This window comes from Amycolatopsis coloradensis (assembly GCF_001953865.1).
GTDB lineage: Bacteria > Actinomycetota > Actinomycetes > Mycobacteriales > Pseudonocardiaceae > Amycolatopsis > Amycolatopsis coloradensis.
On record NZ_MQUQ01000004.1, the window covers coordinates 386,875 to 409,802 of the forward strand.

At 69.0% G+C, this 22,928-nt stretch carries 17 protein-coding genes; 3 read left to right on the plus strand and 14 right to left on the minus strand.

What is annotated here, in order from left to right; translation table 11 throughout:
* Positions 1 to 2 precede the first annotated feature (2 nt).
* From BS329_RS08885 to BS329_RS08910, 6 genes are all read right to left on the minus strand, one after another.
* The gene (locus BS329_RS08885) at positions 3 to 2,912 is read right to left on the minus strand and encodes a type I polyketide synthase (protein ID WP_076157829.1); all 2,910 of its coding nucleotides are present in this window, start codon (positions 2,910 to 2,912) and stop codon (positions 3 to 5) included.
* Positions 2,909 to 5,746 (minus strand): amino acid adenylation domain-containing protein, encoded by a 2,838-nt coding sequence (locus tag BS329_RS08890; RefSeq protein WP_076157832.1) that lies wholly within the window; start codon positions 5,744 to 5,746, stop codon positions 2,909 to 2,911. The genes BS329_RS08885 and BS329_RS08890 overlap by 4 nt, the downstream gene beginning before the upstream one ends.
* On the minus strand, positions 5,743 to 6,969 hold the full coding sequence (locus BS329_RS08895; protein ID WP_076157835.1) for a serine hydrolase domain-containing protein: 1,227 nt from the start codon (positions 6,967 to 6,969) through the stop codon (positions 5,743 to 5,745). The genes BS329_RS08890 and BS329_RS08895 overlap by 4 nt, the downstream gene beginning before the upstream one ends.
* A gap of 15 nt (positions 6,970 to 6,984) precedes the next feature.
* Positions 6,985 to 8,028, minus strand: a complete 1,044-nt coding sequence (locus tag BS329_RS08900; protein ID WP_076157837.1) for an aldo/keto reductase — start codon at positions 8,026 to 8,028, stop codon at positions 6,985 to 6,987.
* Positions 8,029 to 8,057: 29 nt separating this feature from the next.
* Entirely contained in the window at positions 8,058 to 8,684 is a 627-nt protein-coding gene (locus tag BS329_RS08905) for a nuclear transport factor 2 family protein (RefSeq protein WP_076157840.1), read from the minus strand.
* An 85-nt stretch (positions 8,685 to 8,769) separates the two neighbouring features.
* Positions 8,770 to 9,462, minus strand: coding sequence for a nuclear transport factor 2 family protein (locus BS329_RS08910; RefSeq protein WP_076157842.1), 693 nt, complete (start codon positions 9,460 to 9,462; stop codon positions 8,770 to 8,772).
* Positions 9,463 to 9,675: 213 nt separating this feature from the next.
* Between BS329_RS08910 and BS329_RS08915 the strand changes: the two genes are divergently transcribed.
* Positions 9,676 to 10,104 carry an ester cyclase gene (locus tag BS329_RS08915; RefSeq protein ID WP_076157845.1) on the plus strand — a complete coding sequence of 143 codons (429 nt, stop codon included), beginning with the start codon at positions 9,676 to 9,678 and terminating at the stop codon, positions 10,102 to 10,104.
* Positions 10,105 to 10,492: 388 nt separating this feature from the next.
* Here the strand turns inward: BS329_RS08915 and BS329_RS08920 are convergent, their stop codons facing one another.
* The 5 genes from BS329_RS08920 to BS329_RS08945 form a co-directional block, all read right to left on the minus strand.
* Positions 10,493 to 11,752, minus strand: coding sequence for an ABC1 kinase family protein (locus tag BS329_RS08920; RefSeq protein WP_076157848.1), 1,260 nt, complete (start codon positions 11,750 to 11,752; stop codon positions 10,493 to 10,495).
* Positions 11,753 to 11,761: 9 nt separating this feature from the next.
* Positions 11,762 to 13,879, minus strand: coding sequence for an SRPBCC domain-containing protein (locus BS329_RS41780; protein WP_084749490.1), 2,118 nt, complete (start codon positions 13,877 to 13,879; stop codon positions 11,762 to 11,764).
* 80 nt (positions 13,880 to 13,959) lie between these two features.
* Positions 13,960 to 15,261 carry a cytochrome P450 gene (locus BS329_RS08935; protein WP_076157851.1) on the minus strand — a complete coding sequence of 434 codons (1,302 nt, stop codon included), beginning with the start codon at positions 15,259 to 15,261 and terminating at the stop codon, positions 13,960 to 13,962.
* A 95-nt stretch (positions 15,262 to 15,356) separates the two neighbouring features.
* Positions 15,357 to 16,007 carry a DUF6073 family protein gene (locus BS329_RS08940; RefSeq protein WP_076158202.1) on the minus strand — a complete coding sequence of 217 codons (651 nt, stop codon included), beginning with the start codon at positions 16,005 to 16,007 and terminating at the stop codon, positions 15,357 to 15,359.
* A 37-nt stretch (positions 16,008 to 16,044) separates the two neighbouring features.
* Entirely contained in the window at positions 16,045 to 17,364 is a 1,320-nt protein-coding gene (locus tag BS329_RS08945) for a HEAT repeat domain-containing protein (RefSeq protein ID WP_076157854.1), read from the minus strand.
* Between the two features lie 265 nt (positions 17,365 to 17,629).
* On the opposite strand from BS329_RS08945, the gene BS329_RS08950 reads away from it, so the two are divergent.
* Both BS329_RS08950 and BS329_RS08955 read left to right on the plus strand, forming a co-directional pair.
* Positions 17,630 to 18,886 carry an ABC1 kinase family protein gene (locus BS329_RS08950; protein WP_143252928.1) on the plus strand — a complete coding sequence of 419 codons (1,257 nt, stop codon included), beginning with the start codon at positions 17,630 to 17,632 and terminating at the stop codon, positions 18,884 to 18,886.
* Positions 18,886 to 20,061, plus strand: coding sequence for a KR domain-containing protein (locus tag BS329_RS08955; RefSeq protein ID WP_076157857.1), 1,176 nt, complete (start codon positions 18,886 to 18,888; stop codon positions 20,059 to 20,061). Before BS329_RS08950 ends, BS329_RS08955 begins: the two co-directional genes overlap by 1 nt.
* 231 nt (positions 20,062 to 20,292) lie before the next feature.
* On the opposite strand, the gene BS329_RS08960 is transcribed toward BS329_RS08955, so the two are convergent.
* The 3 genes from BS329_RS08960 to BS329_RS08970 form a co-directional block, all read right to left on the minus strand.
* Entirely contained in the window at positions 20,293 to 21,003 is a 711-nt protein-coding gene (locus BS329_RS08960; protein ID WP_244197072.1) for a winged helix-turn-helix transcriptional regulator, read from the minus strand.
* A 74-nt stretch (positions 21,004 to 21,077) separates the two neighbouring features.
* Positions 21,078 to 21,944 (minus strand): helix-turn-helix transcriptional regulator, encoded by an 867-nt coding sequence (locus BS329_RS08965; RefSeq protein ID WP_076157863.1) that lies wholly within the window; start codon positions 21,942 to 21,944, stop codon positions 21,078 to 21,080.
* Positions 21,945 to 22,000: 56 nt separating this feature from the next.
* Positions 22,001 to 22,834, minus strand: coding sequence for an SRPBCC family protein (locus BS329_RS08970; protein WP_076157866.1), 834 nt, complete (start codon positions 22,832 to 22,834; stop codon positions 22,001 to 22,003).
* Between the last annotated feature and the right edge of the window lie 94 nt (positions 22,835 to 22,928).

Below are 22,928 nucleotides of genomic sequence, written 5' to 3' on the forward strand. Positions count from 1 at the left end.
CCCTACCTCCATGATCGCGCCAGCTCGCTCCGGATCCGGAAGACGTCCTCGATGCGCTCGGCCAGCTCCGCCACCGTCGGCGCCTCGACCAGGCTCAGCACCGGCAGGTCGAGCTGGAAGGTCGCGCCGAGCCGAGCCACCACGTCCGGGATCAGCACCGAATGTCCGCCGAGGTCGTAGAAGTTGTCCCGCACACCGATGTCCCGCACGCCGAGTACGGCCTGCCAGACGCCGATCACCGCGGCCTCGGTGGGAGTACGCGCCTGCTCGGTGCAGGCCTTCTCTTCGCGCGTTTCCTCCGGAGGCGGCGGGACCGGCGCGGGTGCCGTCGAGCCGTCCGGCTCGTACCAGTGCCGCCGTCGCTCGAACGGATACCCCGGCAGCGGCACCCGGCGTCGCTGTTCGTCCCCGGCCAGCGCCCGCCAGTCCACCGGGACTCCGGACAGCCACAGCCTGCCGAGCGCGGCGAGCATTCCCGCCTGCTCCGGCTCGCCGGCGAGTGACGGCACAGCGGTGAAGGTCGTGGCCTGACGGTGTGCCAAACCGCACAAAGTGCGTCCAGGGCCGACTTCGAGCAGCACCGGGCGATTCAGTACGCCCAGCGTCCGGAACCCGTCACGGAGCCGGACCGGCCGTCGCAGCTGTGCGGCCCAGTATTCCGGCGAAGTCGCTTCGCCGGTGGTGATCCAGGTGCCGCTCACGCCGGACACCAACGGGATTTCCGGCGGCCGCAGCGTGCAGGTGGACAGCTTCTCCAGCAACGGCGCGACCGCCGGTTCCACCATCGCGGAGTGGAACGCGCGCGAGACGCCGAGGGGATGCACGGGCACCTTCAGCCGGGCGCCGAGTTCCCGGATCGCGGCCGGTGGCCCGGCCAGTACGCACCTGGTGGGGCCGGTGATCCCGGCCACCGAGATGTCGTCGTCCACATAGGACTGGCAGTCCGCTTCCGTGAGGCCGACCTCGATCATCGCGCCCTCGGGCAGTCCCTGCGTCAGCCGTCCGCGTGTCGCGACCACCGCCACGGCGTCCGCCAGCGTGAACACCCCGGCGAGGCAGGCGGCGGTGAGTTCCCCGATGCTGTGCCCCAGCAACGCGGCGGGCCGCACCCCCCAGGACCGCCACAGTTCGGCGAGCGCGTACGAAACGCTGAACAGGGCGGGCTGGATGTAGCCGGTACTGGCCAGCCGTTCGTCACCGATGATCTCCCGCAGATCCGCGCCGAGTTCCGCCGCGAAGAGCCCCGCGCACCGATCGAACGCGGCCCGGAAGACCGGCTCCGACGCGGACAACACGGCACCCATCCGAAGTCGCTGCGCGCCCTGGCCCGGGATCAGGAACACCGGATTCGCGGTGCCGTCCGGGCAGTCGCCGGTCCAGGCGCGGCCGGCGTCCGGTGTGCGCAGGCCGGACACCGCGTCCGCCGAGCCCGTGCACACCACCACCCGGCGATGCCGGAACGGCCGCCTGCCGATTCGGAGGGTGTGCGCCGCGTCGGCCAGTCCGGCGTCCGGCCGGTCGGCGAGATCCGCGGCCAGCGCGGCGGTCGCGGCGTTCAGCGCGGACGGCGTTTTCGCCGACAGCACCAGGAGTTGCCACGGCCGCGACGGTCCGGACGGCTGTGGTTCCGGCGCCTGTTCGAGGACGAGGTGTGCGTTCGTGCCGCCGACGCCGAGCGCGTTCACCGCGGCCCGTCGTGGCCCACTCCCCCGCCAGGGGGTGAGCGCGTGGCACACCGAGAACGGGGTATCGGCGAAGTCGATGTCGGGGTTGGCGCGGGTGTAGTGCAAGCTCGCCGGGATCTCCGCTTCCCGCAGCGCGAGCACGGTCTTGATCAGCCCGGCCACCCCGGCAGCGGCGTCGAGATGACCCAGATTCCCTTTGACCGAGCCGAGCAGGCAGTATTCGCGATCGCCGGTCCATTCCCGATACGCGCGGGTGAGCGCCTCGACCTCGATCGGATCGCCGACCCTGGTACCGGTGCCGTGTGCCTCCACGTAGCCGATGGTCGACGGGTCGACGTCCGCGTCGGCGAGCGCCTCCACCACCGCCGCCGCTTGCCGGTGCACACTCGGCGCGGCGTAGCTGACCTTCTCCGCGCCGTCGTTGTTCACTGCGGAGCCCTTGAGCACCGCGTGCACGGTGTCTCCGTCCGCCACCGCCTCGGCCAGCCGTTTGAGCACCACGACACCGGCACCGCTGCCGAAGATCGTGCCGTCCGCGTCCGCGTCGAACGGGCGGCAGTGCCCGTCACCGCTGAGGATCCCGCCGCGTTCGTGGCGATACCCGGCCCGGTGCGGGATCCGGACCGAGACCCCACCGGCCAGCGCGAGGTCGCATTCGCCGTGGTGCAGGCTTTGCGCGGCGAGGTGCACCGCGACCAGCGAGGTGGAGCAGGCGGTCTGCACGGTCAGGCTCGGACCGGTGAGGTCGAGTTTGTAGGACACCCTGGTGCTGAGGAAATCCTTGTCGCTGGCGGTGAGGGTCCGCACGTACTCTCCGGTGAACCGCGACAGGAGCCCGCTGAACAGCAGGTAGGTGTTGATCGCCGCACCGCCGTAGACGCCGACCGGCCCCGGCTGCGTGCCGGGGTCCTGCCCGGCGTGCTCCAGCGCCGACCACGCGCATTCCAGGAAGATCCGCTGCTGGGGATCGATCATCGCGGCCTCGTTCGGCGAGTATCCGAAGAACTCGGCGTCGAACAGGGACGGGTCGTCGAGTACCGGTGCGGCGCGGACGTAGTCGGGACGGTCCAGCAGTGCCTGCTCGACCCCGTTCCGCCGCAAGTCCTCCTCCTCGAAGAAGGAGATCGACTCCACCCCGGAACGCAGGTTCCGCCAGTATTCGCCGAGGTCACGCGCGCCGGGGAACCGGCAGGCCATCCCCACGACGGCGAGGTCGGCGCCGGTCATCCCGGCTCACCGACCCGTCGGCGCGCCCGGCGAAGCCGCCCACGGTTCCTTTCCCCGCTGAAGCCGGGTGTGCACCCGCGATCGTCGAGGGCGGCCGAAAACGCCCGCACGGTCGGCAGGTCGAAGAGCCGCACGAGCGGCAGCCGCGGGTCGAAGGTCCGTCGCAGTTCTTCGATCACTTGGGCGGCTTTGAGCGAGTTTCCCCCGATGTCGAAGAAGTTGTCCGCCACGCTCACCTCGGGCACTCCGAGCACCCTGGCCCAGATCTCGGCGACCGCGCGTTCGGTGACGGACCTCGCGGGCTGGAGCGTCGGCGCCCCGAGCGCGGGTTCCGGCAGCGCGTCGAGATCCACCTTTCCGTTGGATGTCAACGGCAACCGGGGCAGGACGGTGATCACCGACGGCACCAGGTGGTCCGGGAGGCTCGCCGCGAGTTCGCGACGCAGCCGAGGGCCGAGGGTCCGCGCTTGCTCGGCGAAGATCGGGTCGGTGGCGTAGTCGGCGGGCCGGCGCGCCGAAGTCCTTTGTGGACTCGCCGGAGCCGGTGTCCCCGGGTGGTGGAACACGGCGTCGAACGCATGGGGATCGGCGGACCAGCCGATCTCCGCGGCGAGCCCGAGCCGTTCGGCCAGCCGCCAGAACTCCTCCGGGTGCACACCGGAGCCGGCCAGCCGCGCGTTCGGCACGCCACGGACACCGAACGGCGGGACCAGCCCCCGCAGGACATCCGCCGGTTCCCCGTCCAACGGCCAGTCGAGCCACTCCGGCTCGCCGGTACCGGCCTGGTCCCCGATCCTGAGCACCACGTCGTACCGGAAGTGGGTCAGCTCGTTGTCGGCCCACCCCCGCCGGAGCTGGACACGCGCGTCCCCGATCTCCGGGAACCACTGTGCCAGCGCGGGAAAGAGGTCCGGGTCGAGGACCAGCTCCGGCTCCTGCCGGACCCCTTCGGCGACCGCCTGCCGTCCGCGTCGCGAGCCGGCCGAGCGATGGAACTCCTCCAGCAACGGGAGGCTGCGCAGATCGCCGAGGAAGATCGCGCCGCCGGGCCGGAGCACCCGGACGGCTTTGCGTAAGACCCGAAGCAGGTAGTGGACACTGGGAAAGTGCTGCACCACCGAGTTCAGCACCACCAGGTCGAAGGTTTCACCGGCGATCCCGGAGAAGTCGTCCGCCCGCCGGTTCAGCAGCCGGACCTGCGGCAGCCCCGCGACCTGCGGGCCGAGTCCGGCAAGCGCGACCGCGGAGAAGTCGGTGCCCCAGTAGGTTTCGGTCTCACTGGCCAGAGGTAACAGCAGCAGACCCGTTCCACACCCGATCTCCAGCACTCGCCGAGGGCGCAGCTCCCGTAGCCGCGCGACCGTCTGCTCCACCTGCTCACGCATCTCCGCCTCCGGCAACGGCTCACCGGTGTAGCTGCTGACCCAGCCCGTGATGTTGAACCGCGGATCGCCGCCGTCGATCCCCCGGTAGGTCACCTCGTCGTACAGCCGTCGCCACTGCCCCACCACGCCTTCGCCGGTCGCGCGTTCGGGCACCACCCAGGCATCGAGACGGGCGGGTTCGCGACGGGCCACCACCACGGCCTGGGCCACCCCGGGCCGTGCGGTCAACGCGGCCTCGACCTCGGCGGGTTCGACCCGAAACCCCCGCAACTTCACCTGCCGATCACGGCGGCCGAGATGGTCGAGCGCGCCGTCCTGGCGGTACCGGCCGAGGTCACCGGTCCGGAACAGCCGGGCGCCCGCCACCGCGACGAACCGGGCGGCGGTCGCGTCCGGCCGCCGGTGGTATCCGAGCGCGAGGCCCTCCCCGCCGAGGTACAGCTCGCCGACCTCGTCCGGGCCCACCGGCCGCAGGCGGTCGTCGAGTAGCTGGATCTCGGTGCCGGGCACGGGAAAGCCGATCGGCACGGTGACCGCGTGCGGCGGGACGTCACGCACCTCGTACCACGCGGAGAAGACGGTGTTCTCGGTCGGCCCGTACGCGTTGAGCAGGCGGCCGGGACGACCGGCCGCGAGGACCGCGCGCACCGTCGAGGCATGCACGGTGTCCCCACCGACGAGCAGCTGATCCACGGTGGCGAAGGCGTCCGGCACGGTCGCGCCGATCAGGTCGAAGTACGCGGAAGTCAGCCACAGCGAAGATATTCGCCGGCTGCGCAGTTCGGCGGCGAAACTTCGCGGGTCCAGCACCAGTTCGTCGGGAAAGACGACGAGGCAGGCTCCGGCGGCGAGGGCGCCCCAGATCTCGAAGGTCGACGCGTCGAAGCAGATGTTCGACGCGTGGGCCACCCGATCGGTCGCGGTGATCGGGACGAACCCGTTCCCGCGCACCAGCCGGAGCACCGCGCGGTGCGGGATCACGCTGCCCAGCGGCCGCCCCGTCGACCCGGAGGTGTACATCACGCACGCCGGAGCCGAGGGCGTGGTTCCCGGGTCCGGCGGATCGTCCTTTTCGGACAGTCCGTCCAGGCACAGCGGATCACCGGGCAGTCTGTCCGACCATCGCCGCGAGGTGAGCGCCAGCGAGACGGCCGCGTCGGCGCACAGGAACGCGATCCGGGTGGGCGGCAGCGCGGGATCGATCGGCAGGTACGCCGCGCCCGCCTTCAGCACCCCCAGCATCGCGACCACCAGGTCACCGGATCTCGGCAGGCAGACCGCGACCAGCGATCCCCTGCCGATCCCCCTGGCCTGCAGCAGCTGGGCCACCGCGTTCGCGCGCCGGTCGAGTTCGCGGTAGGTCAGGGTCCCCACGCCGTCGATCGCCGTCGCGTCCGGTGTGCGACCGGCCTGCCGGCTCACCACCTCGTGCAGGCAGGGCGCGGTCATCGCGCGCCCTTGCTCACCAACGGGACGAAACCGCGGAAGATCGCCCGCATCCCGTCGACCATGTTGTTGTTCACGATGGCGTTGGCGAGCCGCTGGCTCAGGAACACCCCGTGCAGCGGGTCGCCGTCGCGCGGATCGCACCAGAAGTAGGTCATGATGTTGCCGAGGTGGTCGAGCGTGCCCGGCCCCTGGCCGTACGGTGTGGTGCTCCGCCGGTAGCCGAACGCCATGGTGTGGCCGAAACCGTGGTCGGTCACCATCAGCTTCACCACCTCGGGCGGCAATACCTGCTCGCCCTCGTGCACCCCGTCGTCGCGCACCGCGCGCAGGAACGTGAGCAGATCGGCCGCGGTGGTGTACATCCCGCCGTCGGGATACACGAAGCGCCAGTTCCGCCGCAGGATGTCCCATCCGCCGTCCGGGCCGGGCGCGACCTCCGGTGGCCACTTTCCGTCCCGGGTGATCAGCGAGACTCCGGCGATGCGCGCCCGTTGCTCCGCGGTCACGTCCTCGTCGATCCGCGTGTCACCGGTGGGCTGCGCGACGAAGAACGAATCCCGCATTCCCAACGGCCGGAACAGTTTCTCGGCCAGGAAGACGTTCGGCGACTTGCCGGTCAGCCGTTCCACCAGCCTGCCCGCGACCACGTAGTTCGCCGAGCTGTAGGTGTAGTCGGCGCCGGGCTCGTGCCGGAGCGGGTAGGTCCGCATGATGTGCTCGCTGACCTGGTCCAGGTTCAGCAGGCGGGACGGCACGAAACGGCCCTCCACCGGGATCGGCTCGTTGGTGTACCCGGGTGAACCGATCCACGGCACCGTCGGCCCGACCAGTTCCGCGCCGGACAGAACGGGTGGTGCTTCTTCGGTGGCGAGGAAGACCGGCATCCCGGTGGTGTGCTGCAACAGGTGCCGCACCCTGATCCGGCGCTTCACCGGGTCACCGCGGTAGATCTCCATCCCGGGGAACTCGGCGACCGGCGATTCGACGTCGAGCCGGTCCGCCTCGGCGAGCGCGAGCAGCACCGCGGTGGCGGTGAACGTCTTGGTCATCGAGCCGATGTTGCAGATCGAACCGGCGGACCAGCCGTCGCCGACGGCGGCGACCAGCGGCCCGTCCGCGCGGGTCTCGGCGGCGAACACCGCGCCGGGCAGGTTCCCGGGATGCTCCCGCTGGAATTCCGTGACCCCGTCGACGACCTCGGACCACCACCGCGGCGTGTTCATCTTCGCCCCGCCCGGCTAGCCGCGGCCACTGTCGATGAGGTCGCCGTGATCGCCGTACATCAGTCGTCGCACCATGCCGCTGCGCAGGAAGTCGTGCGGGAAACCGAGTTTGATCCGGCTCACCGCGCTCAACCGGTCGACTTGGTCGGCGGATAGCTCGAAGTCGAAACAGGCGGCGTTCTCCTTGACCTGCTCCACCGAAGTGGCGCCGAAGATGGGGATGGTGCCGCGGCGGCGGAGCCAGTTGAGCGCGACGTGCGCGGGCAGGCAGCCGATCTCGCCCGCGATCGCGCACACCTCCTCGGCGATCGCCACGGTCCGTTCGTTCCTCGGCAGGAACCGGCTCATCACCGGATCGTCGAGCCGCCGGGGCCTTCCCGCGGCGGAGTCGTCGCGGCTCGGGAGGTACTTGCCGGTCAGCCAGCCGCTGGCCAGCGGGGTCCAGGCGGCGATCGCGAGGTCGAGTTCCTTCGCCATCGGGACGAACTCGCGGTCGACGTCCCGTTCCACCAGGCTGTACTCGACCTGCAACGCGCAGAACGGTGTCCAGCCGCGCAGTTCCGCGAGCGTGCTGGCCCTGGCCACCGCCCACGCCGGCGCGTTGGCCACGCCGACGTGGAGCACCTTCCCGGCGCGCACCAGGTCATCCAGCCCCCGCATCAGCTCGTCGACCGGGGTCAGCGCGTCCCAGGCGTGCAGCCACAACAGGTCCACGTAGTCGGTCTTCAGCCGGCGCAGGCTGTTCTCCACCGAACGCAGCATGCTCTTCCGGTGCCCGCCCGAGGCGTTGACGTCGTCCGGGGCGAGGGTGCCGCCGAACTTGGTCGCCAGCACCACCCGGTCCCGGTCGCCTTCGAGATACTCGCCGAGATAGTCCTCGGTCGGCCCGTAGGTGTGCGTGTCGATGAAATTGCCGCCGGCCTCCAGGAAGGCGTCGAAGATCCGGTGTCCATCCTCTTTGGACACACACCAGCCGCGGCCCGCCGCGTCGAAGGTCATCGTGCCGAGGCACAGCCCCGACACCCGAAGCCCGCTCCGGCCAAGCAGCGCGTATCTCATCGATGCCTCATCCTGTTCTGGGCGCTTGACTACGAATGCGCCACCACGGCCTCTTCACCGCCGGAAGGGATTTCCGTCATCTGCGAAGCTTCGAGTCGCCAGTGCGAATCCTCGAACACGTAGGTGTGCGTGGTGCGGTACGTGCCGGTGAAATCCGCCTCGTGGACTTCACCGGTACGGAGGTTCTTGGTCTCACCGGAGCCGCTCATCTTCACCGTGCTGGTGAGCACCGCGGCGCCGGGACCGTGGATGTGCAGTGACTCCTCGGTCGTCTCGAAACCGTCGTGGCCGAACGAATCGAAGTGCACGAGCCCGGAAAGGATCACGGAGATGCTCCGCTCCCGGTTCTCGTTGTGGCCGAACGGGGTCACGAAACTGTAGTCCTCGGTCATCAGCGCTTCCAGCCGCGACCGATCGGCCTCGACCTCTTCAGCGCCAAGGGCTTTCACCGGTTCCGCCCCGGTGCGCCCGGCGATCTCGTTGTACTTGGCGGTGATCTGCGCCGATTCGGCGGCCACCGCCCGCACACCCTGCTGGATCCGCTCGATCTCGGCACTGTCCAGCCCACAGGACCGTGCGCTGGACTCGTCCACCGTGAACTGGCCGATGGTCTCTTCGAGTTGCTTTTCGGAAAGCCGCGGTTCCGGTGCGGACATGGGTTTCCTCCTTTTGCCGGTCAACTGATCATTGTCCGGCGGCGGGGGGTACGCGGAACTTCTTCCGGCTTGCGGTTGAACCGATTCAGTCTTCCGGGCGCCAATCCGCGGGACGGTCGGTACCCGGACCGGTGGCGAACCGCACCTTCGGCTTGGGCGCGTCGGTCATCTGCGACGCGGTCAGCTGCCAGCGGCCATCACGGAACGTGTAGGTGTGGATCGTCCGATAGGTGAACTCGCGCGGCTTCTCGGTGATCTGGCCGGTGCCCTCGTCCTCTGTGAGCCATTTACCCTGCATACTGAACGTGCCGGTGTACACGGCCGTGTTGCCGTGGACCTGGAGCACGTCCTCGGTGGTCTCGAAGCCGTCGCGGCCCAGCGCCTGCGGGCGGATCGCACCGGACATCATCCGATCGATACAACGCTGCTTGCCGACGATCTCACCGTGCGGAGCCACCAGCCGGTACTCCTCGCCGACGAGGTGGTTCAGCAGCGCCCGGTCGGCGTCGACCTCGGCTTGGTCGATCAATTCCGCCACGGGCTTGCCCGAACTCTTCGCCAGCCCCTTGATCTTGATGTACTTGTCGCTGATCGTGGTGGCGTCGGCGACCAGCTTCTTGATCGCGGCCCGGGTCTCGGCGATCTGCTCCTCGGTGAGCCCGGCCGCCTGTGCGCCGTTCTCCTCGACGGTGAACTCGCCGATGGTCTGGTCGAGTTCTTCCTTGGTCAGGTCTGTCCATTTCTCGCTCTGGCTGCGCTGCTGCTTCTCCACCGACATGACCCGCTCCTTCGTCGACCTCTCGGTGATCGCTGGTGGCGAGTCTGCCCCGTACCGGGTTTTGTCTACTTCTTCAGTGTTGCTTTAAGCGGGCTGGCAAGGCTGAAGAAGTAGTTCTTCCTTGGAGGGGACAGCATTTCGAGTGGCAGGAAATGACCCTCACCGCTCGCTCCCGCGGGCAGGTGCCGTCCGGCACAAGGAAGGCGACTCGCGATGTCGACTGAGGAGAACAAGGATCTGGTCCAGCGCTACATAGCGACGTGGAACAGCGGGGACCTGGAAGGCATGGCGGAGTTCTGGTCGCCCGACATGGTCCACCACACCCGGATGGGCAGCCACGGTTTCGAGTCCGTGCTGACCATCGTGTCCGACTTCATGCGGGCGTTCCCCGATTTGCGGTTCACCATCGAGGACATCCTCGCCGACGGCGACCGCGTCGCCACCAGGATGACCGCGACCGGCACGCACACCGGCAGCTACATGGGCAAGGAGGCCACCGGCAACAAGGTGAGCTGCTCGGTCTTCGGCGTCGCGCGCGTCCAGGACGGCAAGCTCGTCGAGCACTGGGGTGTCACCGACGAGCTGCATCTCATGGAGCAGGTCGGACTGGTGCCCGAGGAGTACCTCGCCGCGATGGCCTGATCCGCACTGGAGGAACAATGGCCGAATGGGGACGACGGAGTTTCCTTGCGGGCGCGGGCGCTCTGCTTTCCCTCGCGGCCGGTTCCACCGCTTCGCCGCCGATGTCTTCCGGCACCGCCAGTCCGTCGAACCCGCGTGATCAGACGACGATCACCCGTGATCGCCATTCAATCACCCGTGATCGCCGTCTGATCACACGTGATCGCCATCCAAACACGCGAGTTCGCCGTCTAATCACGCGACCGCGAGCGATGCGCGCCCTCTTCTGAAGAGGTGTCGCGAAAGCCACTTTCGGGACATCAGACGTCGCGAAAGTGGCTTTCGCGACGTCCTGGACCGGCACACACGCGCGAGGCTGAGGCGCGTCCGGAAGGCCTGACGAACTTGCCTAACGCCACTCACGACCACCCCGGGCGACGCCGACCTGCTGGAAGTCCGCATCCTCCGAAAGTCGCCGGATGGTCCCGTCCAGCACCGTCAGCGACATCAGCGGAAACGCGAAGTCCGACGCGGCGTAGATCCCGTGTTTCTGCTGTAGCTGGAACACCCTGTCCCCGAACACCTTCATGTCGAACTCCACGCCCGGCCCCGCGTGCTCGGCCACGATCACCGCCATCTCCGCGACGAACGCCGCACGATCCACCCCGCCCGAATCGACCGCGCTCTCCAGCACGATCTCGCCGCAGCGCTCGCCGTCGCCGAGGGCGAGGCAGGCGAAGAACTCGCCGATCAGCTCGCGCACCCGCTCCGGCAGCTGCACGCAGTACCCGGCGTCGAGGATCACCACGCGCTGGTCGCGGGTGAGGTAGACGTTGCCGGGATGCAGGTCGCAATGGACGAACCCCTCGGCGAACATCATCCGGTTGGCCGCTTCGAGTGTCCGCTTCGCGAGTGTCGCGCGGACGTCGGTCGGTAGCGCTTCCGGCGTCGCGGTGTCGAGCTGTGGCAGATATTCGAACAGCAGGCAGTCCGCTGTGGACAGTTCCGGGTACACCGCGGGCACCCGGATCTGCGGGATCTCGGACAGGCACCGCCGCAGCCGGGCGATGTTGCGGGCCTCGCGGGCGAAGTCGAGCTGCCCGAGGATGGCGGTGCTGATGTACCCGACGAGGTCGGCCATCGGCATCCCGCGCATCTTCGGCAGCTTCTCCATCCGGCGCACCATCGACCGGATCAGGGCCAGGTCGGCGCGCATGCGGCCCTCGATACCGGGCCGCTTGAGCTTCACCGCGACCACCCGTCCGTCGGCCAGCTCACCCCGGTAGACACAGGCGATGCTCCCGCTGGCGCTGGGGTCCGGCGCCACTTCCAGTCCCTCGATGTCCGCCTCCCGGAGAGCACGGACCGCCTTGCGCCGGGACATCGGCCGCACGGAGTCGTGCAGGGTGCCGAGTTCGTCGCAGAGCGCGGCCGGCATGGTGTCGCGGCGGGTGCTGGAGGTCTGCCCGAACTTCACGAAGGTCGGCCCGAGTATCTGAAGGGTCCGTACGAAACCCCGGTAAGCCATCCGTTTCGCCCGCTTCGGGCCACCCGTCACGAACCCGCCCAGCATCAGGAGCAGCACGACGATTCCGGAGCCGAGCAGCACGGCGACGATGGTGACGAATCTGGTGAACAGCCTCCAGCGGGATACAGGGATGTCCGGCACAGCGGCCTCCTAGGGACGAAGCAGGTACAGCGCGTTCATCGGGCTCCGCAACGGGATTTCCTCGGTGCTGGCGAACCCGGCCCGGCCGGCCAGTTCGGCCAGCTCCGCGAACGGCAGGCCGAGGGTGCCCAGCGCGGGCCCGCCGTCGGCCAGCGCGGACGGCACGCAGTAGAGCGTGCTGGTGGCGTACAGGATGGTCCCGGGTGCGCCGCGGTTGTCCTGCGCGTCGGCGGCCGCGTTGCTCTCCAGCACCAGCAGCACACCACCCGAGGGCTCGAGCGCGCGGTGCGCGGCCGCCAGCAGCGCGGGCGGGTCGGGCGCGTCGTGCAGGACGTCGAACATCGTGACCAGGTCCAGCGGTCCGGCCAGCCCGGTCGTCGCGTCGGTGGCCTCGAACCGCACCCGCCCGTTCAGGCCCGCGTCCGCCGCGGCCGCGGCCGCTCTGTCCACATTGGGCTTGTGGAGATCGTACCCGGTAAACTCGCTGCCGGGGAACCGCTGTGCCATGGCGAGCACGGCACGCCCGCTGCCGCTGCCCACGTCGGCCGCCTTGCCGCCCCGTTCCAGTGCCTCGGTGAGGCCGGGGACGGCGGGCAGCCACTGTTCGACCAGCATGGTGTCGAGCCAGCTCGCGCTCATCCGTTCCATCGCCCGGTAGAGACCGTCCGGGTACTCCTCGTGCGGGATGCCCTGTCCGGTCCGGAACGCCTCGGCCACTTCGTCGAGCATTCCGGCCAGCGGCGGCACGAGACCGTATGCCGGGGCGAGGCACAGCGGTGACCGTTCGTCGGCGAGCACGGCGGCCCGTTCGGGAGGCAGCGTGAACCGCTCGCTGCCGGGATCGAATTCCAAGTACCCGGCGCTGTGCAGACCCCACAGCCACTCGCGCACGTACCGTTCGGCCAGTTCGGCCCGCCCGGCGAGTTCCTTCGCCGTCGCCGGACCACCGGCGAGTGCGCCGAACAGGCCGAGCCGGACGCCCAGCGCCGCCAGCACCGAGGCCATGGCGCCTCCAAGGTCGTTCATCACCTTCTCCGCGAAACCCATGGCGGCGGGGAAGTCCAGCTCGGTGGTGGCGGCCTGTCCGTTCGCGCTGCCGCCGCCGGAGGACCAGCCGTGCGGTCCGGCAGGCGGCCCCTGTGGGGCGAACAGCATCTGCGCCCTGGCCGCCGCGTTGATCCAGAACGCGGTGAGCAGCTTCCGTTCGGTCACCGGGTTCTGGATGTCCAGGCGTTCCCAGTCGTAGTGGAACACCTGCAGCAGGCTCTGCCCGAGCCCGGTCGGTTCGATCCACATCCGGCCGCCGAGCGCCGACCTCCACGACGGCCGTCGCAGTTCGAACTCCAGGTAGGGCATGTAGGAAGGGAATTCCTGTGCGGTGTCCACCGCCTTCGTCACCCGCAGTTCCACCGCTCCGCTGGCGTCCCCCATCATCAACGTCATCGGGTCGTCGACGGCGAGGGAGCCCGACGTCCGCTGCATCCAGTGCTTCACCGCGCCGGGGCTGGTCAGCGCCTCCCACGCCTGGAACGGCATGGCGGGCAGCGGGATCTGCAGGTACGGCCCCATCCGGCGCCACGGCCACCGGGTGTTCGTCCCGGTGCGCAGATAGCCGGCCAGCTGGTCCACGATGCCGGGCCAGCCCATCCCGTTCCAGGACCGCCAGTCCGACGGCGGGTTGGTCGCCTCTTCCACCACCGTCACCGTGGTGCCGTCGGCGCCGGGGGTGAGGGTCCAGGTGACCGACGTCGCCGGGCCCACCCCGACCCAGCGCCACAGGTACTCCAGGGTCCCGGGCCTCGACGACGTCGGCGCGACCGCGCGCGCGGTGGAGCAGTAGAAGAACTCGCCGTCCTCGAAGTCCAAAGTGGACTCGGTACCGGCCTTCGCCCAGCCGCCGTGCGCAACAGCGAGCCATTCTCGCAAATGCCGTGGATCGGTCAGCGCGTCCCATACGGCATCGGCGGGCGCCGGGATCTGGCCCATCGTGACGAGGCGCTCCCACCGGTCCTGTGCCACCGGGAAGGAAACCCCGCCGAGCGGGGCGAACGCGCTCGCGGTCGTGGTCAGATCGAATTCGGGCGCGGCCGGGACACCGGCGAACCCTCCGGCTGGTCGCGCTGCCATCGCCTGCCCCTTCGCCGATTTTCCTTTGTTCCCACCACGCTAGGGCGGACGGCGAGCCGGCAACTTCTCCGGAATTGCGGTTACCTCCGCCGATACCTGATCACACAAGGAGAACCAGGCCGGGTCACGCCGAGATCGAAGTCCGACGGCGGGTCCGCCTCCAGCGGCGTGAGTGCGTACCGGGACAACAGTGAGCCGAGGATCGTGGTCACCTCCGCGGTGCCGAAAGCCTGGCCGGGACAACGATAGAAGCCGCCGCTGAACCCGATCAGCGCGTGCGGATGCCGTTTGTCCTCGGCTCGACCGGGCGCGAACCGCTCCGGGTCGTAGCGGCCGGGATCGGCGAAGATCCCGGGCAGCCGGTGCGCGACGCCGGGGCACAGCATGGTCATCCAGCCCTTCGGCACCCGGTAACCGTCCACTTCGTACTCGACCGCGGTCATCCTGGCGTAGTGGCCCATCACCGGCCGCAGCCGCAACGACTCCTTGAACGCCCAGTCGAGCCTCGGTACCCGGGCAACGCCTTCGTCCAGTTCGCGCACCACGGTGCCGAGATAGCCGGGATTCCTCAGCAGTTGCACCAAGGTCCACGCGGCCTGCGCCGCCGTGGTGATGTACCCGGTGAAGATGGTGCACAGCGCCATGCCGATCTGTGCCTCGTCGCCCTCGGCGCGCAGATCGTCGTCGTCGACGAGGGTCTGGAGGAAATCGGAGCGCCCGCCGGGATCACGCCGTCGCGTTTCGAGCACCGGACGGAGCATTTCGGTGAGCAGTCTCTTGGCGCGATCGCGGCGGAAGAACTTGGGCAGCGGCAGGTTCGGCGGCAGGATGAACTCCATCCCCCTGGCCAGATCCACCAGCAGCGGCCGGAATTCGTCGACGCGCGCACGGATCTCCGGCCCCATCAGCGCGCTCGCCGCGATCCGCATCACCAGTGGTTCGAAGGTGTCCCAGAGATCGAACTCGCCGTGCTCGCCGAGCCCGTCCAGCCAGGTCTCGACCTCCTCGGTCATCACCCCGGTGTAATGCGTGAGCCTGCCGCCCTTAAACGCCGACTGCAACAAGGAAACATGCCCGCGCCTGCGCTCGAAGTCCTGTGCGGCCAGCATGACGTCGCCGAACATCGGCACCACGAACTTGTAGAGATCGGGGACCGAAAGGGTCCTGTCGACCTCCTTGAAATAGAAGTCGTGGTACTCGGGTCCGATCAACACGACCCCCTTCTGCGGGCCGAGCTGGATGCCGAACACCGGGCCATGGCGCTCGTATGCGCGCATGAACACGGCGAAGTGATCCCGTCGCCATTCGATCAGGCTGCCCAGCAACGGCAGTCCCCTGATCATCGGCGGTGTACTCAGCCGTCCGGTGACCGGCGCGACCATACCGTCTCCTGCCTTCGGCAAAACCCGGCGCCGGGGTGTTCCCACCACGAAACCGCGGTGGGAACACCCCTGACCGGACCCTGGATGGGACGCCGTTACTTCGCGGCCAGCTCCTCCGGCGAGAGGTACCCGCCCATGTTGAAGCGGAGGCTGGTCACGTAGGCGACCGGCTGCTGGTCGAGGTACCTGCTGTCGTGCAAGGGCAGCATCCGGTAGATCTGGCCCTTGCCCGGCGCGCCGGCCGGCGGGATCTGCCGCACGTCGTCGATGGTGAGGATGATCGGCTCCTTGTTGACCAGCTTCATCCCCAGCTTGGGCATGTCGAAGATCGCGCCGACCGCCATCCGGCACGCCTTCGCCGACGGCCCTTCACCGGCGTACGGATCGAACGGCGTGCGGATCTGCCCGGTGGACAGGCAATCCGGGTTCAGCGTCACGGTGATCCGGCCGAGTTCCTCGCACTCGCCGACCATCTTCATTTCGATCAGGTTCGTGTACACCTCGGCCTTGGACCATTCCCGCGAGGTCGGCTCGGAGCGGACGACCCGCACCCAACCGTCGAAGGGAACGGTGTACTCCCCGACACCGGGTACCGCGAAGGTGTCGATGGAGTTGATGCCGAGGTTGTCGATACCGGGATCGGGGGCGGTCCAGGGAACCACCTTCGCGCCGGCGTATACGTTGGGCACGCCTTCGGTCGTGACCGGACGGCCATAGATCACGGACGGCTTCGTGGGTGTAGCCATCATTGCCTCTCAGAGTCGAACGGAATCGGAAAGCCCGTCAGGGCAGCAGGTTGGTGTAGTCGCAGCAGGTCTGCCCCGCCTTGTCCGGGATCCCGTCCTGGTCCGAGTCGATCTCGCCCTCCGCGGTCGAATACACGTTCCGGGAGTTCAAGTCGATCACGCCGTCGCCGTCCCAGTCGTTCAGCTTGCCCTTGAAGGTGCCGAGGATGAACGCGTTGGTCATCGGGCCGACTTCGGGATCGTGCAAGGTGGACAGCACGCCGTTGCCGGGGGTGAGCACCTCTTCCAGCGGCCTGCCCGCGATCCTGGACAGGTTCACGTGGCCCCAGCCCTGGAAGCGGCCGCGCACGTACCGGATCGCGGCCTCCTCGCGTACCTGGAACTTCGGTTCGAGATGCCAGGTGCCGTACCGGGCGAAGCCGATGTTGGCCTGCCGCACGCCCTGGCTCGGGTCGTCCGCGCGGCCCGACTTGAAGAAGGTCCTCGGCACAAGCGACTCGAAGAAGAAGTTGCCGCGGTCGCGCCTGGTGCGGTCGGTGAAGCCGCGGAACAGATAGTTGTCACAGTGCGGCGAGCCGTCCTTGTGCAGCCCGGAGATCGTCTTGGCGATCACCAGCTGACGTTCGCGGGTGCTCACGTTCGGGCAGGCGTGCGCCTGGCCGTAGATCCGGGCGAGTCCCTGCGGGGCCAGCGAGATCTTGCCCCAGTGCGTATTGCTCTCGTCCAGCCGGACGTAGAGGTCGCAGTGGATGAGCAGGTAGATCGTCTCGTCGAAAGTGCGGCCCGGGGTGTAGAGGCCGGGCCTGCCGTCGAACGCCGGGTCCCCGGTCTGCAGCTCGGAGATGAACAGCTTCGCCCACTCGGCGATCTCGGGGTCGTCGTCGGTGAGGAACTTCTGCAGGGTGGTCACCGCGGTGGCGCCACCGAGCTTTTCGATGGCCCACAACGCATCCCAGCGCAGCTCGCGATTGGTGTCGGTGCGGGCGGCCTCCTCCAGCAGTTCGATCGCGTCGGCGTGGTCGCGGTCGGCGTACTCGTAGAGCGCCTGTTCACGCATCACCGGGTCCGGATGCCGCAGGGCCTGCTCGCGCAGTTCCCCGTTGCTGCGGTTGTCCAGCCGGATGGCGACCCGGTCGAGCGCGTACCCGAAATCACTGGCCCACGCGGCCGGATCCCCCGCGACGAAACGGGGATCGACGTTGCTCAACGTGGTGCGGTACGCGAAGTTGAGCGCGTCTCGCTGTTCCGTGCCCAGATCGTCCAGCAGGGCGGGCTCGGACGGGACGGCCTCGGCCCACGAACCGGGGCCGCGCTCCGTTACCAAGTCCGGGGACTTGTTGCAAAGATCGATAGCCATCGCGGCAATCCTTCCCGTCTCCATGGATCGGTATCAGCAAAGTTAGGCGGCTACACCACGCCGCACCTTCTCGCAGGTTGCCGCTGTCCGTGTTCGCGCGAGTTCCCCCTGCCAGCAAGGAGGTCCGTCACTCGGACGGCGGTCGCCCCGGCGGCACCGCGCCGCCCACCATTGAGGAACACTTCAGCTACGTAGAGCTTCCCTGCCATCCTTCAGCCGATGGGGGCGACCAGTGGGCACATTTCCGTCGACGGAGCCCGCGACGGTGGGCTGGGGAAGAATGCTGGGCCGGGCGGGGACCTGGGCGGGCACCGCCGCGCGGCACGGAACCGCCGGCGCGGCGGAGTCCTTACACCGCAGGCTGAACCGGAACGGCGGGCAGCCGGGGCGGGACAGGCTCACCACCATGCTCGTCGCCTTGGGACCGACGTTCGTCAAGGGCGGCCAGCTCCTCGGCACCCGCCAGGACCTGCTTCCGCCGCATCTGTGCGCGGCGCTCGGCCGCCTGCACGACCGCGTCAACCCGATGACCCGCGCACAGGCGGAGGAGGTGTGCACGCACGCGTACCGGGAAAGAACCTGGCCGTTCAAGGAATTCGACTGGACGCCGTCGGCGAGCGGCAGCATCGCCTGTGTCTACCGCGCACGGCTGCACGACGGCCGCGAGGTGGCGGTGAAGGTGCGCAGGCCGCGGATCCGCGAACGTATGCACGCCGATTTCGCCTTGCTGGGCAAGGGCGCCAGTGTGATCCAACGGGTGCCCGGCATGCGCAAGGTACCCGCCAGGCGGATGGTCGACCAGGTCGGTTTCGCGGTGCTGCGCCAGCTCGACCTCGACGCCGAGGCGGCCGCGCTGACCTCCCTGCGGGCCAACCTCACCGGGCTCGAGTACTTCCGGGTCCCGGAGCCACTCCCGGAAGCCTGCGGCGAGGGCGTGCTGGTGATGGAGTACCTCGAAGGACTCGGCCGGTTCGGCCCCGGCGAACTCACCAGGGAAGAACGGCGCGTACTGATCCGCAAGGTGCTGCACGGCGTGTACCAGATGCTCTTCCTCGACGGACTGGTGCACTGCGACATGCATCCGGGAAACCTTTATCTGACAAAGGATTCCGAGGTCGTCCTGCTGGACGCCGGATTCGTGGTGCACCTGGGCCCGGTGGTGCAGCGGCAGTTCGCAGAGTTCTTCCTGAACATGTCGATGGGCCGGGGCGAGGAATGCGCCGAGGTCGTGCTCCGGAGCAGCGAGTACGTGCCGCCGGACGCGGACCTCGACGGCTTCCGCGCCGGGATCGTGGAGCTGGTCACCGCCGCGCACCGGCGGACCGCGGGCCAGTTCCGGCTGGCGCCGTTCGCGACCAGACTGTTCGACCTGCAACGGCGATCCAACGTCGCCGCCGCGCCCGAGTTCGTGTTCCCGCTGGTCTCGCTGCTCGTACTGGAGGGGATGATCAACGAGTTCGATGTGGACGTCGATTTCCAGGCCGAGGCGATCCCGACCCTGCTCACCGCGTTGCGCACCTGATGCCCGCCTTCCTCCCGCGGCGGATCCCGGTGCCGCCAGGGGAGTTCCGCCGCCGCTGCTGGCATCTCGTCGGGCCGGACACGCACCCGGTCGCGGCCGAACTCCGCGCCCGGTCGGCACCACCCGGTTCCGCCGGCGGCACGGCGATCCTGCTCGGCGCCGAGTTCGGCTGGGAGGACAACGCGAGACTGCTCGACGGGATCGCCGCTGCCCGCCGTGACGGCGGACGGCTGGCGCTGGTGCACCTCGGCGCGGGTGGCGCCAGCCTGCTGCGAGCGGCGGCCAAGGAGGATTCAGCGCTCGACGTCCGATGCGTGGAGCTTTCCGCCGAACCGTCCACTCGGGCGATCCGGGTCGCGGTCTCACTGCTCAACTCCGAGGGCGCGCTCCCCTCTCTCGCGCAGGTGGGCGACGACGGCCGGATCACCACCACCGCCTGGTGCCCGGCCGAGCTGCCGCCACTCCGCGCGGAAGATGCCCGGCCGGGCCGCTCGGTCGTGGTCACCGGCGGCCTCGGCGGCCTGGGACTGCGCGCGGCCGTCGTACTGTCCAAAGTGTACGGACTGCACCCGATCCTGATCGACGTCCTCGAACCAGCGCGGCTGCCGCCGTCCTCCGCCAGGCACCTGTCCGGACTGTGCGCGACCGTGCTCACCGCGGACGTCACCGACCGTCACGGGATCGCGCGCCTACTGTCCACGACGGACGCTCCTCCGGTCGGCGCCGTGGTGCACTGCGCCGGGCTGCTCACCGGAGGCCCGGTCGCGACCACGACCACCACGGCGCTCGTCCGCGCACAGCAGGTGAAAGTAGCCGGCCTCGAAGCCGTGCTCGCCGCGATCGACCCGGCCGGACTGCGGCAGCTGATAACTTTCGGCTCCATCACCGCCGAGGAACCACACCGCAGCCTCGGCGGTTACGGGCTGGCCAACGAACTCCTGCGCAGATCCACCCTCCGTGCCGCGGCCGGCCTCCCCCGATGTTCGACCGTGGCGGCCCAGTGGTCACTGTGGAGCGGCGCGGGAATGGCACAGCAGGCGGGCGCGATCCAGCAGGCGCGGCGAATGGGCATGACCCCGTTGCCGCTGCGCGCGGGCATGCACGCTCTCGTGCGCTTGTTCGGCTGGCCACCGGGGCCCGCCGATGCCGCACCCGTCCTCCTTTACGGCGGCTGAAGTGGCGTGCGACCCCGATCCTGAGGTCCGTGAAGGCGTCTCTGGGCGGCTCCTCAGGCTCACTAACCGTCCACTGAGGACACAAGTCAAGGCGAAATGTCCGCTTACATCTAGTTGACCGTATCCTGAAGTACATGAAGGCCCCCTTCCTTGCGTCTAGCGCAAGGAAGGGGGCCTTCATGTACTTGACTGGTGAAGGATACTCAACGCCCCTCCGACGCTCCCCCAGGCTCAGCGGGTGCGGGAGAGCGGGGGCTTCGCGGACAGGCCGATGAGCCGGGTGCAGCGCTGTACCGCGTCCGGATCCCCGTCGATCTTGAGCGCGCCCGCGACGAGCGCGTCGAACGGGCTGAGCATCTGCGCGCCGATCCGGATGAAGGTGGCCGCGGTGGTGCCGACCACCATGACCGGATCCGTCGCGGCGCCGCGGGCGGCGGTCGCCTTCCCGGAGCGCACGGCGATGTGGAACACCTCGTCGTCCACCCGGAACTCGTAGCTCTCGTCCACTTCGGGCACTTCGGCGGGGTCGATCATCGCCTGCACGGCGAGGAAACCCCACGCCGACCGGCTGGCCCCGTTCACGGCGTCGTCCTCGGTGAGGAACTGCATCCCCCATTTCGCCAGGCCGAGGATGGACGGCAGCAGCGACGTGCCGAGTCCGGTGAGCAGGTATCGCTTGCCACGGCCGTCCTCCGGCACCGGCTCGGTCCGCACCAGGCCGTGTTCGGCCAGCAGCCGCAGCCGGTCGGTGAGCAGGTTGGGGCCGATCCCCGGCAGGTTCTCGCTCATCTCGTTGAACCGGACCGGCCCGATCAGCAGTTCGCGCAGGATCAGCAGGGTCCAGCGTTCGCCGATGACGTCGAGCGCCGCGGCGAGTCCGCAGAACTGGCCGTAGTAGCGCTTCTCCGCCAAGTACCGTTCACCCGACCCAGGTTTGACCACACGAATTCATAGTGAGTCTGGACAGGAATTCTACGCCCGGCGGGCACACGTGAGCGGGAACCGGCGAAGAAATGTTACGAGCGCGGAGAGCGCTGCCGGGGCATCGGGGTTTCCCGCAGCTGCGCGGCCACCACCAGCGGCAGCGCCAGCACCATCGGCGGATCGAGTTGCCGCCGCGGCCGGACCCGCAGGGTGAACGCCGAGTGCGTGAGCGCCACCCCGCCGGAAATGCGCACCGGTACCCGGCTCGCGGCGAAGTAGCCCCGGTCCAGTTCGTCGACCATCGCCTCGGCCACGGTGACGGACGGCGGGAAGCACATCGCCAGCGGGTAGTACTCGCCGTCCGGCAGGCCACCGAACACCGCCATCCCCGGCACCTCCGGGATCGCGCACGCGGCGGGTGCCTCCTGGGGGATGCCGGAGGAGAACAGGCCGACCACGGCGAACGCGTCCACACCCTCCCCGCCGGTGATCGTCCCGGTCAGCTGCACCGGGTCCGGTTCGACCAGCACGGACCGGAGATCGGCCAGCACGGCCGCGAACGGCTGATCGGACCACGCGGTGACCAGCGCGCGGAACCGGCGCGGGGGCACCCCGACCAGCCGGGTGAACTGCGAGGTGAACGTGCCGAGGCTGGAATAGCCGACCTGCATGCAGATGTCGGTGACGTTCACCGAACTGTAGGCGAGCATCCGCTTCGCCTCCGCCATCCGCCACGCCGCGAGATACCTTGCCGGGGTGGACGCGGTCATCTGCCGGAACACCCGGTGGAAGTGGAACGGGCTCAGCAGCGCGGACTGCGCGAGGTCGCGCAGGGAAAGCTCGTCACCGACGTTCTCCCGCATCATCCGCACCGAGCGCAAGACCGCTTCGATCCGGTCCTCCGCGGTCTGGTCGGTGGCACAGCCTGCCGACTCCAGTGGAACCCGCTCACCATTCATGGAGAATCCCCCATTCGTCTCTCCCGCCCGGGGCGCGGGCGTCGATGGTGCCGGTGTCAACGGACTTCGGCGAGGCCACGAGCCTGGTCGAGCGCGGCCACCCAGGCCGCGGTGAACCGGCGGCGCAGCAGCAGCGCCCGCCGGTCGGGGAGTTCGAGCGCGCGCCAGCCGCTGTGGGAGAAGGAAAGCCGCTTCCCCGTCGCGGTGACCCGGCACCGGGTGCGGGCGGCCGCGCCGGGGATCTCGACCGAGAACCGCAGGCCGCCCGGTTCCTCGCTCCAGTCGTCCACTCGGAACCGGCGCGGCCCCTCGTCGTCGACGATGAAGAACCAGCGCGGGGCGAATCCGTCGCTCGCGATCGGCAACCAGCGCACCAGGGCGTCGCGGTGCAGGGCGGCACCGGCGAACGAGGGCAGGTCGACCGAACCGTCGATGTCGTCACGCCATGCGTACCGGCTGGATTCGCCGGTGGCGAGATAACGCGCCAGTCGCCGGAAGAAATCCGTCCAGCCGGTCAGCAGTTCATCCGATTCCGCCGGGGTCCGGTGCGGGTCACGGTCCTCGACGGCGATTTCGGTGCCGTCCGGCAGCACCTTCGCCGTCCAGCGGATCCTCGCGATCGGCGAGAGCCCGAGAAAACGCCATTCGAAATCGATCACCCGGCACTCGACGACCTCGTGGGTGAGCACTTCGAAGAAATCGCCGTCACCGAATTCGATCCTGTCCCGTCTGCCCGGCAGCCACGGCTCGCCGATTTCACCGAACCAGTGCGCCAGCCGCATGGGATCGGCCAGCGCGAGCCAAGCCTTCTCGACCGGCACGGTGACCTTGAGCCCGACCCGGACAATTCCCGGTCCCACCACCGAACACTCCAGTCCCGGATCGTTCACTTCGACCTCCCCGGCGGCCTCTCGCTGAAACGATCAGAAAACCATATGTTCCGTTAGCATCCTACTGGCCGAACCTGATCGGTACCATCACTCA